The following is a 15,525-nucleotide window of genomic DNA, read 5'->3' as shown; positions in this document are numbered from 1 at the left end:
ACCCAACGGAAACCGATATGCGCGAAGCCGTCATCGTCTCCACCGCCCGCACGCCCATCACCAAGGCGCAGCGCGGCGAATTCAACCTGATCGCCGGGCCGACCCTGGCCGCCCACGCGGTGCGCGCCGCGGTCGAGCGCAGCGGCATCGACCCCGCCCTGATCGAGGACGCCTTCATCGGCTGCGGCTACCCCGAGGGCGCCACCGGCCGCAACATCGGCCGCCAGGCGGTGATCCGCGCTGGCCTGCCGGTCAGCGTCGGCGGCGCCACCGTCAACCGCTATTGCGCCTCGGGCCTGCAGGCCATCGCCTCGGCCGCGGCGCGCATTGTCATGGACGGCGCGCCCGCCATGCTCGCCGGCGGCGTCGAGCTGGTGTCGCAGATCCGCACCCGCGACGACGGCGTCAGCGGCATGGACCCGTGGATCGTGGCCAACAAGCCCGAGCTGTACCTGCCCATGATCGAGACTGCCGACATCGTCGCCGCGCGCTATGGCATCAGCCGCGAGGCGCAGGACCGCTTCGCCGCGCAGAGCCAGGCGCGCACCGAGGCCGCCCAGGCCGCCGGCCGCTACCGCGAAGAGATCATCCCCGTCACCACCACCATGGCCGTCACCGACCGCGCCACCGGCGCCGTGTCGGAACGCGAGGTCACGGTGGACCACGACACCTGCAACCGCCCGGGCACCACCTACGAGGCGCTGGCCAAGCTGGCCCCGGTGCGCGGCCCGGACCAGTTCGTGACCGCCGGCAACGCCTCGCAGCTGTCGGACGGCGCCGCCGCCTGCGTGCTGATGGAAGCGGCCGAGGCGCAACGCGCCGGCATCCGCCCGCTGGGCGCGTTCCGCGGCCTGGCGATCGCCGGCTGCGAACCCGATGAAATGGGCATCGGCCCGGTCTACGCCGTGCCCAAGCTGCTGGCGCGCCACGGCCTGAAGGTCGACGACATCGATCTGTGGGAACTGAACGAAGCCTTCGCCTCGCAGGCCCTGTACTGCCAGGAACGCCTGGGCATCCCGATGGAGCGGCTGAACGTCAACGGTGGCTCGATCGCGCTGGGCCACCCGTTCGGCGTCACCGGCGCCCGCCTGGCCGGCCACGTGCTGCTGGAAGGCCGCCGCCGCGGCGCGCGCTACGCCGTCGTCACCATGTGCGTGGGCGGCGGCATGGGCGCGGCCGGCCTGTTCGAAATCTACTGAGGAATCGCCCGATGGATCTGGAATTCACCCCCGAAGAAAACGCCTTCCGCGACGAGGTCCGCGCCTTCCTGGCCGCCAACCTGCCGGCGCGGCTGTCGGCCAAGGTCACGCAGGGCAAGCTGCTGGCGCGCGCCGACATGGTCGAATGGCACGCCATCCTCAACCGCCAGGGCTGGCTGGCCAGCCACTGGCCGGTGGAATACGGCGGCACCGGCTGGAGCGCCACGCAGAAGTTCATCTTCGACAACGAGTGCGCGCTGGCCGGCGCGCCGCGCATCGTGCCGTTCGGCCTGAGCATGCTGGGGCCGGTGCTGATCAAGTACGGCAACGAGGCGCAGAAGCGCCACTGGCTGCCGCGCATCCTGGACGGCTCGGACTGGTGGTGCCAGGGCTATTCCGAACCCGGCGCCGGCTCGGACCTGGCCTCGGTCAAGACCACCGCCGTGCGCGACGGCGACCACTACGTCGTCAACGGCCAGAAGACCTGGACCACGCTGGGCCAGTACGCCAACATGATCTTCTGCCTGGTGCGCACCTCGAACGAGGGCCGGCGCCAGGAAGGCATCAGCTTCCTGCTGATCGACATGGCCAGCCCGGGCGTGCAGGTGCGCCCCATCATCACGCTGGACGGCGAGCATGAAGTCAACGAGGTGTTCTTCTCGGACGTGCGGGTGCCGGTCGAGAACCTGGTGGGCGAGGAAAACCGCGGCTGGACCTGCGCCAAGTACCTGCTGACCTATGAGCGCACCAACATCGCCGGCGTCGGCCAGTCGACCGCCGCGCTGGAACGCCTGAAGGCGGTGGCCGCCAGCCAGAAGAAGAACGGCCGCCCGCTGGCCGAGGATCCCGACTTCGCCGCGCGCCTGGCGCGGGTGGAGATCGAACTGGCCAACATGCGCACCACCAACCTGCGCGTGGTGGCGGCGGTGGCCGGCGGCGGCGCGCCCGGCGCCGAAAGCTCGATGCTGAAGATCCGCGGCACCCAGATCCGCCAGGAGATCACCGCGCTGAACCGCCGCGCCATGGGGCCCTACGCCCGCCCGTTCGTGGCCGAGGCCCTGCACGACGGCTACGACGCCGCGCCCATCGGCCCGGAAGGCGCCGACAGCGCCGCGGCGCAGTACTTCAACAACCGCAAGCTGTCGATCTTCGGCGGCTCCAACGAAATCCAGAAGAACATCATCTCCAAGATGATCCTGGGACTGTAAAGGCCGGCCATGAACTTTGAACACACCGAAGACCGGCGCATGCTTTCCGACATGCTGCGCCGCTTTGTCGCCGAACAATACGACTTCGCCACGCGCGAACGCCACGCCAAGATGGCGCAGGGCTATAACCCCGAGTTCTGGCGCCGTTATGCCGAACTGGGCGCCATCGGCGCGCTGTTCGCCGAGGAACACGGCGGGCTGGGCGGCGCGGGCTTTGACATCAGCGTGGTGTTCGAGGCGCTGGGCCGTGGCCTGGTGCTGGAACCCTTCCTGGACGCGCTGATGGTCGGCAGCGCCATCGCCCGCGCCGGCAGCCCGGCGCAACGCGAGGCGCTGGACGGCCTGATCGCGGGCGGCATCACCGCCGCGCTGGCCGCGGCCGAGCCCACCTCCGGCTACGCCCTGAACGACGTGCGCACCCGCGCCGAGCGCAGCGGCGACGGCTGGGCGCTGAACGGCGCCAAGGCCGTGGTGACGGGGGGCGAGCATGCCGACCTGTTCCTGGTGTCGGCGCGCACCGGCGGCGCCGAGGACGACGAATCCGGCATCAGCCTGTTCCTGGTCAGCGCCGGCACCCCGGGCGTGACGGCGCGCGGCTACGACCTGATCGACGGCGGCCGCGCCGCGGAACTCACGTTCGAGAACGTGGCGCTGGGCGTCGACAGCCTGCTGGGCGAGGCCGGCGCGGGCCACGCGCTGCTCGAACACGCCACCGGCCGCGGCATCCTGGCGCTGTGCGCCGAGGCCGTGGGCGCGATGGACTGCGCCCGCGACGCGACCCTGGAATACCTGCGCACGCGGCGCCAGTTCGGCGTGCCGATCGGCAGCTTCCAGGCGCTGCAGCACCGCATGGCCGACGTGCTGCTGGAGATCGAGCAGGCGCGCTCGGCGGTCATCAACGCCGCCGCCGCGCTCGACCACCCCGACCGCGCCACGCGCGAACGCGCGCTGTCGGCCGCCAAGTACACCATCGGCCGCATCGGCACGCTGGTGGCCGAGGAAAGCATCCAACTGCACGGCGGCATCGGCATGACCTGGGAGCTGCCGCTGGCGCACTACGCCAAGCGGCTGGTCATGATCGACCACCAGCTGGGCGACGAGGACCATCACCTGCGGCGCTACATCGCGCTGGGGCGGGCGTAAGCGGCGAGGACGGCATCATGACGCAGGCCCCTACAGACCGCCCCATCGACTCACCCATCGACTCACCCATCGATGCCCCCAACGCCGCGCCCCTGGGCCAGCCCTTCGCCGCGCCGTTCCCGGTACGCACCATCGACGACGTGCGCCGGCTGGCGGCGCGGCCGCTGGCCGAGACGCTGACGGTGCAAAGCACCTACGAGATCTTCCGCAACTCGGCCGCCGCCTTCGGCGACCGCCTGGCCCTGACCTTCCTGCGCAGCGCCGATCCGGACGAGCCGGCCATCAGTTGGCGCTACAACGACCTGCTGGCCGGCATCCACCAGACCGCCAACCTGCTGCACAGCCTGGGGCTGGGCCCGACGGACGCCGTCGGCGTGCTGTTGCCCGGCTGCCTCGAATACCACCTGGCGCTGTGGGGCGGCGAGGCCGCCGGCATCGTGCAACCGCTCAACCCGCTGCTGACCGACGACAAGCTGGCCTCGCTGCTGACCACCGCCGGCGCCAAGGTGCTGATCGCCTACGGCTCGGACACCGAATGCGAGTCCTGGTCCAAGGCCCTGCGCCTGCGCGAGCGGGTGCCGACGCTGCGCACGCTGCTGCGCGTCGCGCCGCACGACGAGCCGCCGTCGCAACGCCCGGCGCTGCCCGACTTCGCGCTCGACTTCAACAGCGCGCGCGCTGACCAGCCGTCGGATCGGCTGGTCAGCGGCCGCGTGATCCGCGCCGACGATGTGGCCGCCTACTTCCACACCGGCGGCACCACGGGCGCGCCCAAGCTGGCCATCCACACCCACGCCAACCAGGTCTTCACGGCCTGGTCGGCGGTGCAGTTGCAGGGCGCGGGACCCGGCGACGTGGTCATCAACGGCTATCCGCTGTTCCACGTGGCGGGCGTTTTGCCGGCCTCGCTGGCGGCGCTGTCGGCCGGCGTGCAGACCGTGATCCCGACCACGCTGCTGCTGCGCAACCGCGAGGTGCTGCGCAACTACTGGCGGCTGGTCGAACGGCATCGCGCCACCTCGCTGCAGGGCGTGCCCACCATCCTGGCGGCGCTGGCCGAGATCCCGCTGGACGGCGCCGACATCTCGTCGCTGCGCTACTGCCGCACCGGCGCCGCGCCGTTGCCGGCGGAGCTGGCGGCGCGCTTCGAGCGTCTGTTCGGCCTGCACGTGAACGAAAGCCTGGGCATGACGGAAATGGCCGGCATCACCTCGATCACGCCGCCCGGATCTCACTTTCCGGTCAACTGCGTGGGCTTTCCGCTGCCCTATGTGCAGGTGCGCGTGGTCGGCCTGGACGCGCCCGCCGGCCAGCCGGCGCGCGACCTGCCGCCCGGGCAGGCCGGCATGCTGCTGTTCAAGTCGCCCAACGTGATCCCCGGCTTTCTCGACCCCGAGGACACGGCGCGCGCCTTCACCGAGGACGGCTGGCTCATCAGCGGGGATGTCGGCTACCTGGACAGCGAGGGCCGCCTGCACCTGCAGGGCCGCGCCAAGGACCTGATCATCCGCGGCGGCCACAACATCGATCCCAAGACCATCGAGGATGCGCTGGCCTCGCACCCGGCGGTGCGTATCTGCGCCGCGGTGGGCGCGCCCGATCCGTACGCGGGCGAACTGCCGATCGCCTTCGTGACCCTGGCCGACGATGCCGAGGTCTCCGAGGCCGAGCTGATCGCCTACGCCGCCGCCCACGTCGACGAGGCGCCGGCGCGGCCCAAGCGCGTGATCGTGCTCGAGCAGATGCCCATGACCAACGTCGGCAAGATCTATAAGCCCGACCTGCGCCGCCTGGCGACGGCGGTCTCGGCGCGCGCCGTGGTCGAGCGCGTCCTCGAACAGGCCGGCCTGCCGCCGGATAGTCCCCTGCTGCGCGTGCTGTCCGACGCGCAGCCCGACGTCGCCGTAGAAGCCGACGCCACCACCCCCGCGCCGCTGAAGGAGCAGTTGCGCGAGGCGCTGCAACGACTGCCGGTCAAGGTCGCCCTGCGCGGCTGACCGGCGCCTCACAACACAGCCACGACACACAAAACCATAATCACATCGGAGACAAGCCCCATGGCCCACCAACCCCTGCGCCGCGCCTGCCTCGGCGCCCTGCTGCTGGCGCTGGCCGGCGGCGCGCTGGCGCCCGCGGCGTCGGCGCAAAACGCCTTTCCCACCAAGCCCATCACGCTGATCGTGCCGTTCCCGGCCGGCGGCTCCACCGACCGCCACCTGCGCATCGTGGCGCAGGACGCGTCCAAGTACCTGGGCCAGCCCGTCATCGTCGAGAACCGCCCGGGCGCGGGCGGCACGCTGGGCACCGCGACCATGTCGCGCACCGCCAAGCCCGACGGCTACACCGTCGCGCTGTACACGCTGGCCATGCTGCGCATGCCGTACATGCAGAAGACCTCATGGGACCCGATCAACGACTTCACCTTCATCATCGGTCTGTCCGGCTACACCTTCGGCTTCACGGTGCGCGCCGACTCGCCCTACAAGACCTTCAATGAGTACATCGAGGCCGCGCGCCAGCATCCGGGCACCATCGACTACGGCTCGACCGGCGTGGGCTCGTCGCCGCACCTGCTGATCGAGGAAGTGGCCATCAACGCCAAGGTCAAGCTGAACCACGTGCCCTACAAGGGCAACGCCGACATGCAGCAGGCGCTGTTGGGCGGTCACGTGATGGCGCAGAGCGACGCCACCGGCTGGGACCAGTTCGTCGATTCGGGCAAGATGCGGCTGCTGGTGACGTTCGGCGAAAAGCGCACCACGCGCTGGCCCGACGTGCCGACCGCGCAGGAGCTGGGCTACAAGGTCGTCTCGACCTCGCCCTACGGCCTGGCCGGCCCCAAGGGCATGGACCCGGCGGTGGTCAAGACGCTGCATGACGCCTTCAAGAAGGCGCTGTTCGACCCGGCCAGCATCGAGGTCATGAAACAGCTGAACCAGGAACCCGCCTATCGCGACAGCGCCGACTACAAGGCCTGGGCCCAGGCGACCTACGTCAAGGAAAAGGGGCTGATCGAGTACCTGGGGCTGATGGCCAAGGACTGACACCGCCCCCAGGCTCCGTCCTGGACGGGCCGGTCGCCTCGCGGCGGCCGGCCCGTTTTTTCACTGGAACGCGGACTTATAGGCGTACAGGCCGGGCGCGCCGCCGGTCATCACGAACAGCACGTCGCTGCCCGGCGCGTGGCGGCCGGCGCGCACGTCGGCCAGGAGGCCGGCGAAGGCCTTGCCGGAATACACCGGATCGAGCAGCAGCCCTTCGCTGCGCGCCAGCAGGCCGACCGCCTCCAGCATGGCAGGCGTGGGCACGCCATAGGCCAGGCCGCGCTGGCTGCCATCGACCAGAATGTCGTTGGGCGCCGGCGCCGCAACGTCGTCCGCCTGGCCCTGCGCCAGCAGCGCCAGCGTGGCGGCGGTCAGGTCGACCGTCTTGGCATGCGCGACCTGCGCGTCGGCCAGCGTGGTGAAGGACTGCACGCGGCTGGCGGGCAGGCCCGCCGCGACCACCCCGGCCGCCAGGCCGGCATGGGTGCCGGCGCTGCCGTTGGCCACCACGATGCGGGCGAAATCCACGCCCAATTCACGCGACTGCGCCAGGATCTCCAACGCGCAGGCGGCGTAACCGAGCGCACCGACGGGCGTCGACCCGCCCAGCGGCGCCAGGTAGACGCGGCGCCCGGCCAGCTCCAGCGCGCGCACCCGCTCCAGCGCCGCCGCCATGGCATCGGCGCCCACCGGCAGCGCATGCACCGTCGCCCCGAACAGGCGGTTCAGCAGCATGTTGCCGTTTTCCTCGTAATCGACGTCGTCGCGCGGCACCACCCGGCCCAGCACCAGCTCGCAGGCCATGCCCGCGCGAGCCGCGGCCGCCGCCGTCAGGCGCGCGTGGTTCGATTGCAGGCCGCCGACCGTCACCACGGTATCGGCGCCCTGCGCGCGCGCCTCGCCCAGCAGGAACTCCAGCTTGCGCAGCTTGTTGCCGCCGCCACCCAGCGACATGTGATCGTCGCGCTTGACGTACAGGCGCACGCCGTTGCTTGCGGCCCCCAGGGCAGCCTCCAGCCCGGCCAGGCGCTGGATCGGCGTGGGGCCGTCGAGCAAAGGATGACGGGGAAAGCGCTGCAACGCGGACGAAAGGCCAGTGGGCATGGGGAATTCCAGGGAGAAAGGCATGGCCGGCGGCGCGCGCCGCTGGCGCGAGGCGCCGACCGCAGGAGGATACGCCAAGACGGCCGCGCGATTGATCAGGGCTGGCGTGCCGATTGTGCACAAAGCGGCATGAATCCGTCGCGCCAGGGGTCGTCGACGCGGCGAGGCGCCTCCCCGGACCTGCGCGAGGCTGCTTGCCGTGTGAACCGGCCCTAGCCCTCGGCGGCCGAACTCTGCGCGGCCCGCCCCATCTGCTCGAAGCAGAACTCCCGCGCGATGCGGGTGGCCGGGCTTTCGCTGCGTCCGCGCAGCGTGACAAAGGCGAAATGCGCCGCGATGTCGAAATCCGGCGGCGGCGGCAGGCGCGCCAGGCGGCCCTCGGCAACCCGCCCGGCGGCCGACGCCAGCACGCCCAGATAGAGCGCGTCGGAGCGCGCGGCGATATCGAGCAGGCCGGCGATGTCCTCGCTTTCCATGTGCAGTTCGAAGCCGTCCGGCCGCGCCGCCGCGACGCGCCGCCGGATCTCCGGCGACAGGCCGGTGGACACCACGGGATACGCCAGCACCTGCGACAGCGACGGCGCGGGGCCCGCCAGCAGCGGATGGTCCGGGCGGCAGACAAAGCCCGACGCCAGGCTGGGCATGGCGGCCACGTCCAGGTCCGCGTCGTCGTCCAGCGTGCGCACGTGCACGACCAGCGCGTCCAGGGCGCGTTCACGCAGGCCGGCGAGCAGCGCGTCGGTCGGCCCGCGCGACAGGCGCACGCGCAGCCGCGGATAGGCGTCCATCACATGGCGCATCAGCGGCACGCTCAACAGCGCGCCGGGCGCGGCACCCAGGCCCAGCGCCACCGCGCCGGCCTCGCCCTGCGCCAGCAGCTCGGCCTCGCGCCGGATCTCGTGCACCTCGGCCAGCACCCGGCGGGCGCGCGCGGCCACCTGCCGGCCCAGCGGCGTGGCCTCGTTGCGCTTGCCGATGCGGTCCACCAGCGGCGCCCCCAGCTCGGCCTCCAGCAGCTGGATGCTGCGGCTGAACGCGGGCTGCGACAGGTGCAGCGATTCCGCGGCCCGGGTGAACGAGCCGGTCTCCAGCAGCGCCACCAGATGGGCCAGTTGCGACAGATTCATGAAATCTCCGGGACGCGGCCGCGCCGCGAAAAATCATGCATAAAACGCATTGTAATCAGTCAATCAATCGATTGGACAGATGAAAACAGCGCTTCTAGCATTCCGGAAAACACACAACACCCAAGGGACTCCGATGAAGACACTGCTGTTATCCGCCGTCGCCACCCTCGCCCTGCTGGCCACGGGCACCGCCGCCGCCGAAGACTACCCCGCCCGGCCGGTATCGCTGATGGTGCCGTATCCGGCCGGCGGCGCCAGCGACATCACGGCGCGCGCGCTGCAGGGGCCGATGACCCAGGCGCTGGGCGGCCAGGTCATCGTCGAGAACCTCGGCGGCGCCAACGGCGTGCTCGGCGCCAATCGCGTGCTGGGCGCCAGGGCCGACGGCTACTACGTGTTCCAGGGCTCGCCCAACGAACTGATCCTGGCCGGCCTGACCAACAAGTCAGTCCACTACCGGCCCGAGGCCTTCCGCATGATCGCCCCGGTCGCCACCTCGCCCTACGTGGTGATGACGCGCGCCGGGCTGGGCGTGGCCAACGTCGATGAACTGGTGGCGCTGGCCCGGCGCGGCGGCGCGCCGCTGACCTATGGCTCGGGCGGCGCGGGTTCGATGATCCACCTCATCACCGAGGCGCTTTCCAAGCGCGCCGGCCTGACGCTGACGCACATCCCCTATCGCGGCGCCTCGCCGATGCTGACCGACATGGCCGGCGGCCAGATCGACTTCGCCATCGTGCCCTATCAGGCCAATTACGAGGACCTGCGGCGCGAAGGCCGCATCCGCATCATCGGCACCCTCAACCGCGAACGCCTGCCGATGCTGCCCGACGTGCCGAGCGTGCAGGAAAGCGCCAGCCTGAAGGATTTCAACTACACCATCTGGACCGCCTACATGGTCAAGCAGGGCACGCCGGAAGCGGTGGCGCAGAAGCTGCACGCCGCGGTCGAGGCGTCGCTGGCCGACCCCGCCGCGCGCAAGACGCTGCTGGCCCAGGGCAAGATCCTGTTCGAGCCGCAGACCCTGGCCGCCAGCGAAGCCTTCTATGCCGAACAGACCGCGCGCCTGACCGAGCTGGTGCGCAGCAGCGGTTTCCAGGCCGAATGAGCGGCCGCCCTCTTCCTTCCCACGGAGTCTGCATGTCCGACACTCTCATCCAGCCGGTGCTGGCGCACCTCGACGAACGCCAGCCGCTGATCGCGCATTGGCTCAAGGCGTTCCTGCGCATCCCCAGCGTCAGCGCCGACCCGGCCTTTGCCGCGCACATGACGCAGGCGCGCGATTTCCTGTGCGAGCGGCTGCGCCGCGAGGGGCTGCACAAGGTGCAATTGCTGGACGGCGGCGGCGAGCCGGCCGTCTACGGCGAGTGGCTGGGCGCGCCCGGCAAGCCCACGCTGCTGATCTATGGCCACTACGACGTGCAGCCGGCCGACCCGCTGGAACTGTGGCGCACCCCGCCTTTCGAGCCGACCCAGGTCGGGGACCGGCTCTATGCGCGCGGCGCCTCCGACGTCAAGGGTTCGACCACGGTGGCGCTGGAGGTGGTGTTCGCCTTCCTGGCCACGCTGCGCAGTTGCCCGGTCAACATCAAGGTGTTCATCGAGGGCGAAGAGGAAACCGGCAGCCCGACGCTGCGCGCGCTGATCCAGCGCCACGGCGCCCTGCTGGCCGCCGACGCGGTGCTATCGGCCGACGGCGGCCGCGCCAGCGCCCAGGTGCCGACCATCAACACCGGCGCGCGCGGCAACGCGGCGCTGGAGGTGCGGTTGCGCACGGCCGCCAAGGACCTGCATTCGGGCCGCTATGGCGGCGGCGTGCGCAATGCGCTGCACGACATGGCCGCGCTGCTGGCCACGCTGCATGCGGCCGATGGCCGCGTCGCGGTGGCCGGCTTCGACGACGACGCCGCGCCGCCCACGCCGCGCCAGCGCCAGGACACCGCCGCCTTCCCTTATGACGAGGCGGCGTTCTTCGATGACGTGGGCGCGACCAGCCATGGCGAGCCCGGCTACAGCCCGCGCGAGCGCATCACGCTGCGCCCGGCGCTGGATGTGAACGGCATGTGGGGCGGCTATACCGGCGCCGGCACCAAGACCATCATCGCCTGCGAGGCCTCGGCCAAGCTGACCGTGCGCGTGGTCGAAGGCCAGGACCCGGCGCGGGTGATCCGCGCGGTCCTGGCGCACCTGCGGGCGCACTGCCCGCCCGGCGCCGCGCTGGAGGTGGTGGCGATGCACGACGGCTCGCCGGCCTCGACGCTGGCGCCGGACCATCCGCTGGTGCGCGCGGCCCAGGCGGTGCTGCGGACCGAAGACGGCCGCGATCCGATCCATGTGCGGCTGGGGGCCTCCGTGCCGATCACGTCGGTGTTCAAGGAAACCCTCGGCATCGACACGCTGATGTTCGGCTTCAACCTGCCCGACGAGGACGTGCACGCGCCCAACGAGTTCTTCCGCATCGGCTCGATCCGCGAGGGCGTGCAGGCCTGGACGCGGCTGCTGGACGCGCTCGGCCAGTACCGGCCGGCGGCGTTCCGCGCCTGAGCGCGGCGGACCCGGGCAGCGCCCCGGGCCGCGCGGCCCTGGATCACCGGCGGAGGAAGCAGCGGCTCCAACAATTTTCGTATGCAATAAATGTTGCCAGCCCGGGATTTTGATAGACTGGCTGCCCATACAGTCTTTCCGCCCCGCGCTTCATGACCCAGGAAGTTTCCGCCGATCCCAGCGCCGACGATATCGCCAAGGCCATCGCCGCCGCCATCGTGGCGCACCGGCTGCCGCCCGGCACCCGCCTGCGCGAAGAGGCGCTGGCGCGCGTCTACAAGGTCAGCCGCACCAAGATCCGCGCGGCCCTGCTGATGCTGTCCAAGGACAAGCTGATCAACATCGTGCCCGACAAGGGCGCCTTCGTCAGCAAGCCCGACGCCAACGAGGCGCGCGAGGTCTACGCGGTGCGCCGCATCCTCGAGGCCGCGCTGGCGCGCGAGTTCGTCACCCGCGCCACGGCGGCCGACTACCGCCGCATCGACGCCCACCTGGCCCAGGAGCGCGCCGCGGTCGAAAGCGGCGACGTGCAGGCCCGCAACCGCCTGCTGGGCGACTTCCACATCCTGCTGGCCGAGGCCGTCGGCAATTCGGTGCTGACCGGCATGCTGCGCGAGCTGTCGGCGCGCAGCGCCGTGATCACCGTGCTGTACCAGAGCTCGCACGATGCCAGTTGTTCCTCGCGCGAGCATCACGCCTTCATCGAAGCGGCCCGCGCCGGCGACGTCGACCGCGCCTGCGCGCTGATGGACGAGCACCTGGAACACGTGCAGACGGCGCTCGATTTCAGCGAAAGCGACCGCGCGGGCGGCGACCTGGTCGCGGCGCTGTTGAGGTGACGCGGGGCCGCGCGGGGCGGTTTGACCCCGCGCAAGGTTTGATCCCGCTCAAGTAGCCGCCCTCTCCCGACCGATACAGTGTTACGTAACCGTCGCAAGTCGCGACGGCCGCTGCACAAACACGGGAGACACCATGTACAAGCACATTCTCATTCCCACGGACGGCTCGCAATTGTCCTCGGAAGCCCTGGTCGAAAGCCTTGATCTGGCCAAGTCGCTGGGCGCCAAGGCCACCATCCTCACCGTCGAGGAACCCTTCCACGTCTTCGCCATGGGCGCGGCGCAAGTGGCCCACAGCCTGAGCGACTACCAGGACCAGATCCGCGCCCAGGCCGAACGCCTCTTGAGCGCCGCCGCCAGCCAGGCGCGCGAGGCCGGCGTGCCCTGCGAAACGCTGCGCGCCACCCACGAGGATCCCTACCAGGCCATCATCGACACCGCCCGCGAACGCCATTGCGACCTGATCGCCATGGCCTCGCACGGCCGGCGCGGCATGGCCGCCGTGGTGCTGGGCAGCCAGACGCAGAAGGTGCTGGCGCACTCCACCACGCCGGTGCTGGTGTATCGCAAGAAGGCCTGACGCGCCCGGGCTCGGGCCGCCGCCGCGGTCGCCTTCCGCAGGCGGCCAGCGCCGGTCGCCCGGCCGCCCGGCCCGCTCAGGCCGCCGGATGCAGCAGTTGCTCCATGCGATCCTGGATCCAGCGCTCGGTGGCGGTCGGCGTCCGGCCCTGCAGCCAGAGCGTGCGCACCGACAGCGGCGGCAGCGACAGGCCGACGCACGGCACATTGGCCAGGTCCTCGCGGTAGCCCTCGTACTCGGCGATGTTCAGCGGTAGAATGGCCCAGCCCAAGCCATCCACGGCCATGGCGGCGATGCTGTAGAAACTGTCTGAACGCCACGCCGACGGACTCATCACCACATCCTCCACCCCCTCCATCCGCATCACCAGTTGACGATGGCGCGCCAGGTCGTTGCGCGTGACTTCGGGCAACGCGGCCAGCGGATGGTCGCGCGCCACGAAGATGCCCTGTCCCACGTCGCCCAGGTAGCGATGGGCGAAGGCCGCGCCCGGATCGCCGCGATCGTAATGGAACGCCACGCTGGCGCGCCCCTGCGAGACATAGTCCGCCACTTCGGTGGCCGTGCCATTCAACTGGGTCAGTTCCAGCGCGGGAAAGCGCGCCGAGACCTCCTTCACCAGCGCGCCCAGCACCCGATCGGGCAAGGCCTCGTCCAGCGCCAGGCTGAGGTGCGCGTCCTGCCCGGCCGCGAATGACAGCGCGCGCTGCTCCAGTCCCGCCGCCTGGCGCAACAGCTCGCGCGCCTCCTGCAACAGCACTTCACCGGCCCGGGTCAGCGTGGCATTGCGGCGCGAGCGGTCGAACAATTCCACCCCCAGGTCCGCTTCCAGCAATCCCAGCGAGGTGCTGACGGCCGATTGCGCCCGGCCCACCTGGCGCGCCGCCGCCGAAAACGAGCCGGCGTCCGCCGCCGCCACGAAGTGCCGCAGTTGTTCCAGGGTCCAGTGCATGGTTGTCTCCAGTCGTGGCCAGGCAAGCCTTCAAAACGGTTGCCGGCCGCACGGGGCGACGGAGTCGCCACCGATGCATCTATTTTATAGATGGATTCCAACTTCTTATCCATGCTTCATAGATCGAAAATGTCCGGCGTTAGAGGAGTAAATGCATGACGCAGCGCAATCTTTCCCCCGCTGTCGCCGCGCCGGGCCGCTGGCTGGTGCTGGCCATCGTTTCCAGCGCCCTATTGCTGATCGTGGTCGACATGACCGTGCTGTACACCGCGCTGCCCCGGCTCACGCACGAGCTGGGCGTGACGGCCTCGTCCAAGCTCTGGATCGTCAACATCTATGCGCTGGTGGTGTCCGGCCTGTTGCTGGGCATGGGCACGCTGGGCGACCGGCTGGGCCACAAGCGCCTGTTCATGATGGGTCTGGCCGTGTTCGGCGCGGCCTCGCTGGCGGCGGCCTATTCACCCAACCCGGCGACGCTGATCGCGGCGCGCGCGCTGCTGGCGGTGGGCGCGGCCATGATGATGCCGGCCACGCTGTCGATCCTGCGCCTGACCTTCGCCGACGAGCGCGAGCGCGCCATCGCCATCGGCGTCTGGGCCTCGGTGGCCTCGGGCGGCGCGGCGCTCGGCCCGGTCATCGGCGGCATCCTGCTGGAGCACTTCTGGTGGGGCTCGGTGTTCCTGATCAACCTGCCGATCGTGCTGCTGGCGCTGCCGCTGGCGCGCCGCTACATCCCGACCGGCCAGCCGGACCGCCAGCGCCCCTGGGACCTGGTCGGCTCGCTGCAGGTGATGGTCGGCCTGATCCTGACCGCCTATGCGCTCAAGGAGCTGGGCCGCGCCCAGCCGTCCTGGCTGGACGCCGCGCTGGCCTGCGCCGGCGGCGCCGCGATGCTGTTCATCTTCGCCCGGCGCCAGCGCGCGCGGCCCCATCCGCTGATCGACTTCGCCATCTTCCGCAACCGCAGCTTCAGTTCGGCGGTGGCCTCGGCGCTATTCGCGGCGGCGGCGCTGCTCGGCATGGAGCTGGTGTTCAGCCAGCGCCTGCAACTGGTGCTGGGCATGTCGCCGATCCAGGCCGCGCTCTACATCCTGCCGCTGCCTCTGGCCGCGTTCATCGCCGGCCCGCTGGCCGGGTGGCTGCTGCCGAGGGTGGGCAGCGCGCGCCTGCTGTTCGTCTCGCTGCTGGTGTCCGGCCTGGGCATGGGCGGCTACCTGTTCAGCTACGACGGCGCGCTGGCGGCGCAGATCGCCAGCCTGTGCGTGCTGGGCGTGGGCATCGGCGCCACCATGACGGCCGCGTCCAGCACCATCATGCAGAGCGCCACGCCCGAGCGCGCCGGCATGGCCGCGTCGATCGAGGAAGTGTCGTATGAACTGGGCGGCGCGCTGGGCGTGACGCTGATGGGTTCGATCCTGTCGGGCGTCTACGCGCACACGCTGGACGTGCCCGCCGGCCTGCCGGCAGCCGGGGCGGGTGCGGCGCGCGACAGCCTGGACGAAGCGCTGGTGGTGGCCGAGGGCCTGTCCAGCGACGCAGGCGCCGCGCTGGCGCGGCTGGCCCGCGACGCGTTCGACGCGGGCTACGCGGCGGTCATCGCCACCGCCACCGTGCTGCTGCTGGCCACCGCGTTGCTGGTGCTGGTGAACCGCTGGCGTGGCGGCGCCCAGGTGTCCGCCCCCGCGCCGCGCTGAGCCGCCGTTGCAGGCCCGGCCTGCGGGCGGTCATGCACCAGTGCGAAACGCGTTGGAAGGTCGCTGCACCCCGGGCCTGTCAATCACGAAA

Annotated in this window: 13 protein-coding genes; 10 read left to right on the top strand and 3 right to left on the bottom strand. The window is 70.8% G+C overall.

The window, feature by feature from the left end; all coding sequences use genetic code 11:
* The first annotated feature begins 17 nt into the window (after positions 1 to 17).
* From AruCF_RS11860 to AruCF_RS11840, 5 genes are read left to right on the top strand one after another with little or no spacing between them, the layout of a single operon-like run.
* Positions 18 to 1,199 (top strand): acetyl-CoA C-acyltransferase, encoded by a 1,182-nt coding sequence (locus AruCF_RS11860; RefSeq protein WP_054415540.1) that lies wholly within the window; start codon positions 18 to 20, stop codon positions 1,197 to 1,199.
* Positions 1,200 to 1,210: 11 nt separating this feature from the next.
* On the top strand, positions 1,211 to 2,407 hold the full coding sequence (locus tag AruCF_RS11855; RefSeq protein ID WP_054415542.1) for an acyl-CoA dehydrogenase family protein: 1,197 nt from the start codon (positions 1,211 to 1,213) through the stop codon (positions 2,405 to 2,407).
* A 9-nt stretch (positions 2,408 to 2,416) separates the two neighbouring features.
* Positions 2,417 to 3,550 (top strand): acyl-CoA dehydrogenase family protein, encoded by a 1,134-nt coding sequence (locus AruCF_RS11850; protein ID WP_063570142.1) that lies wholly within the window; start codon positions 2,417 to 2,419, stop codon positions 3,548 to 3,550.
* Positions 3,551 to 3,567: 17 nt separating this feature from the next.
* Positions 3,568 to 5,547 carry an acyl-CoA synthetase gene (locus AruCF_RS11845; protein ID WP_254431193.1) on the top strand — a complete coding sequence of 660 codons (1,980 nt, stop codon included), beginning with the start codon at positions 3,568 to 3,570 and terminating at the stop codon, positions 5,545 to 5,547.
* Positions 5,548 to 5,607: 60 nt separating this feature from the next.
* On the top strand, positions 5,608 to 6,594 hold the full coding sequence (locus AruCF_RS11840) for a tripartite tricarboxylate transporter substrate binding protein (RefSeq protein ID WP_054415546.1): 987 nt from the start codon (positions 5,608 to 5,610) through the stop codon (positions 6,592 to 6,594).
* Positions 6,595 to 6,654: 60 nt separating this feature from the next.
* On the opposite strand, the gene AruCF_RS11835 is transcribed toward AruCF_RS11840, so the two are convergent.
* Positions 6,655 to 7,698, bottom strand: coding sequence for a D-cysteine desulfhydrase family protein (locus AruCF_RS11835; protein ID WP_063570169.1), 1,044 nt, complete (start codon positions 7,696 to 7,698; stop codon positions 6,655 to 6,657).
* Between the two features lie 212 nt (positions 7,699 to 7,910).
* Positions 7,911 to 8,825 (bottom strand): LysR family transcriptional regulator, encoded by a 915-nt coding sequence (locus tag AruCF_RS11830; protein WP_063570140.1) that lies wholly within the window; start codon positions 8,823 to 8,825, stop codon positions 7,911 to 7,913.
* 133 nt (positions 8,826 to 8,958) lie between these two features.
* Between AruCF_RS11830 and AruCF_RS11825 the strand changes: the two genes are divergently transcribed.
* The 4 genes from AruCF_RS11825 to AruCF_RS11810 all read left to right on the top strand — a co-directional run bounded on the left by AruCF_RS11825 (position 8,959) and on the right by AruCF_RS11810 (position 12,788).
* On the top strand, positions 8,959 to 9,933 hold the full coding sequence (locus AruCF_RS11825; protein WP_063570139.1) for a tripartite tricarboxylate transporter substrate binding protein: 975 nt from the start codon (positions 8,959 to 8,961) through the stop codon (positions 9,931 to 9,933).
* Positions 9,934 to 9,965: 32 nt separating this feature from the next.
* Positions 9,966 to 11,369 carry a dipeptidase gene (locus tag AruCF_RS11820; protein ID WP_063570138.1) on the top strand — a complete coding sequence of 468 codons (1,404 nt, stop codon included), beginning with the start codon at positions 9,966 to 9,968 and terminating at the stop codon, positions 11,367 to 11,369.
* Between the two features lie 152 nt (positions 11,370 to 11,521).
* Positions 11,522 to 12,208 (top strand): GntR family transcriptional regulator, encoded by a 687-nt coding sequence (locus AruCF_RS11815; RefSeq protein WP_063570137.1) that lies wholly within the window; start codon positions 11,522 to 11,524, stop codon positions 12,206 to 12,208.
* Positions 12,209 to 12,341: 133 nt separating this feature from the next.
* Entirely contained in the window at positions 12,342 to 12,788 is a 447-nt protein-coding gene (locus tag AruCF_RS11810; RefSeq protein ID WP_054415551.1) for a universal stress protein, read from the top strand.
* 76 nt (positions 12,789 to 12,864) lie between these two features.
* Here AruCF_RS11810 and AruCF_RS11805 read toward each other — a convergent pair whose 3' ends face one another.
* Positions 12,865 to 13,740, bottom strand: a complete 876-nt coding sequence (locus AruCF_RS11805; protein WP_006385087.1) for a LysR family transcriptional regulator — start codon at positions 13,738 to 13,740, stop codon at positions 12,865 to 12,867.
* A 155-nt stretch (positions 13,741 to 13,895) separates the two neighbouring features.
* Here AruCF_RS11805 and AruCF_RS11800 point away from each other — a divergent pair, with 155 nt between their 5' ends.
* Positions 13,896 to 15,434 (top strand): MFS transporter, encoded by a 1,539-nt coding sequence (locus AruCF_RS11800; RefSeq protein WP_083036724.1) that lies wholly within the window; start codon positions 13,896 to 13,898, stop codon positions 15,432 to 15,434.
* The last annotated feature ends 91 nt before the right edge of the window (positions 15,435 to 15,525 follow it).

The organism is Achromobacter ruhlandii, from assembly GCF_002082135.1.
GTDB classification, from domain to species: domain Bacteria; phylum Pseudomonadota; class Gammaproteobacteria; order Burkholderiales; family Burkholderiaceae_B; genus Achromobacter; species Achromobacter ruhlandii.
Note: the sequence above shows the minus strand (reverse complement) of the source record. Positions and strands in the feature narration are given on the sequence as shown.

Excerpts from the sequence above, each read along its gene's own strand:
- AruCF_RS11860 (WP_054415540.1), top strand. The coding sequence starts at position 18 with ATGCGCGAAGCCGTCATCGTCTCCACCGCCCGCACGCCCATCACCAAG.
- AruCF_RS11855 (WP_054415542.1), top strand. The coding sequence starts at position 1,211 with ATGGATCTGGAATTCACCCCCGAAGAAAACGCCTTCCGCGACGAGGTC.
- AruCF_RS11850 (WP_063570142.1), top strand. The coding sequence starts at position 2,417 with ATGAACTTTGAACACACCGAAGACCGGCGCATGCTTTCCGACATGCTG.
- AruCF_RS11845 (WP_254431193.1), top strand. The coding sequence starts at position 3,568 with ATGACGCAGGCCCCTACAGACCGCCCCATCGACTCACCCATCGACTCA.
- AruCF_RS11840 (WP_054415546.1), top strand. The coding sequence starts at position 5,608 with ATGGCCCACCAACCCCTGCGCCGCGCCTGCCTCGGCGCCCTGCTGCTG.
- AruCF_RS11835 (WP_063570169.1), bottom strand. The coding sequence starts at position 7,698 with ATGCCCACTGGCCTTTCGTCCGCGTTGCAGCGCTTTCCCCGTCATCCT.
- AruCF_RS11830 (WP_063570140.1), bottom strand. The coding sequence starts at position 8,825 with ATGAATCTGTCGCAACTGGCCCATCTGGTGGCGCTGCTGGAGACCGGC.
- AruCF_RS11825 (WP_063570139.1), top strand. The coding sequence starts at position 8,959 with ATGAAGACACTGCTGTTATCCGCCGTCGCCACCCTCGCCCTGCTGGCC.
- AruCF_RS11820 (WP_063570138.1), top strand. The coding sequence starts at position 9,966 with ATGTCCGACACTCTCATCCAGCCGGTGCTGGCGCACCTCGACGAACGC.
- AruCF_RS11815 (WP_063570137.1), top strand. The coding sequence starts at position 11,522 with ATGACCCAGGAAGTTTCCGCCGATCCCAGCGCCGACGATATCGCCAAG.
- AruCF_RS11810 (WP_054415551.1), top strand. The coding sequence starts at position 12,342 with ATGTACAAGCACATTCTCATTCCCACGGACGGCTCGCAATTGTCCTCG.
- AruCF_RS11805 (WP_006385087.1), bottom strand. The coding sequence starts at position 13,740 with ATGCACTGGACCCTGGAACAACTGCGGCACTTCGTGGCGGCGGCGGAC.
- AruCF_RS11800 (WP_083036724.1), top strand. The coding sequence starts at position 13,896 with ATGACGCAGCGCAATCTTTCCCCCGCTGTCGCCGCGCCGGGCCGCTGG.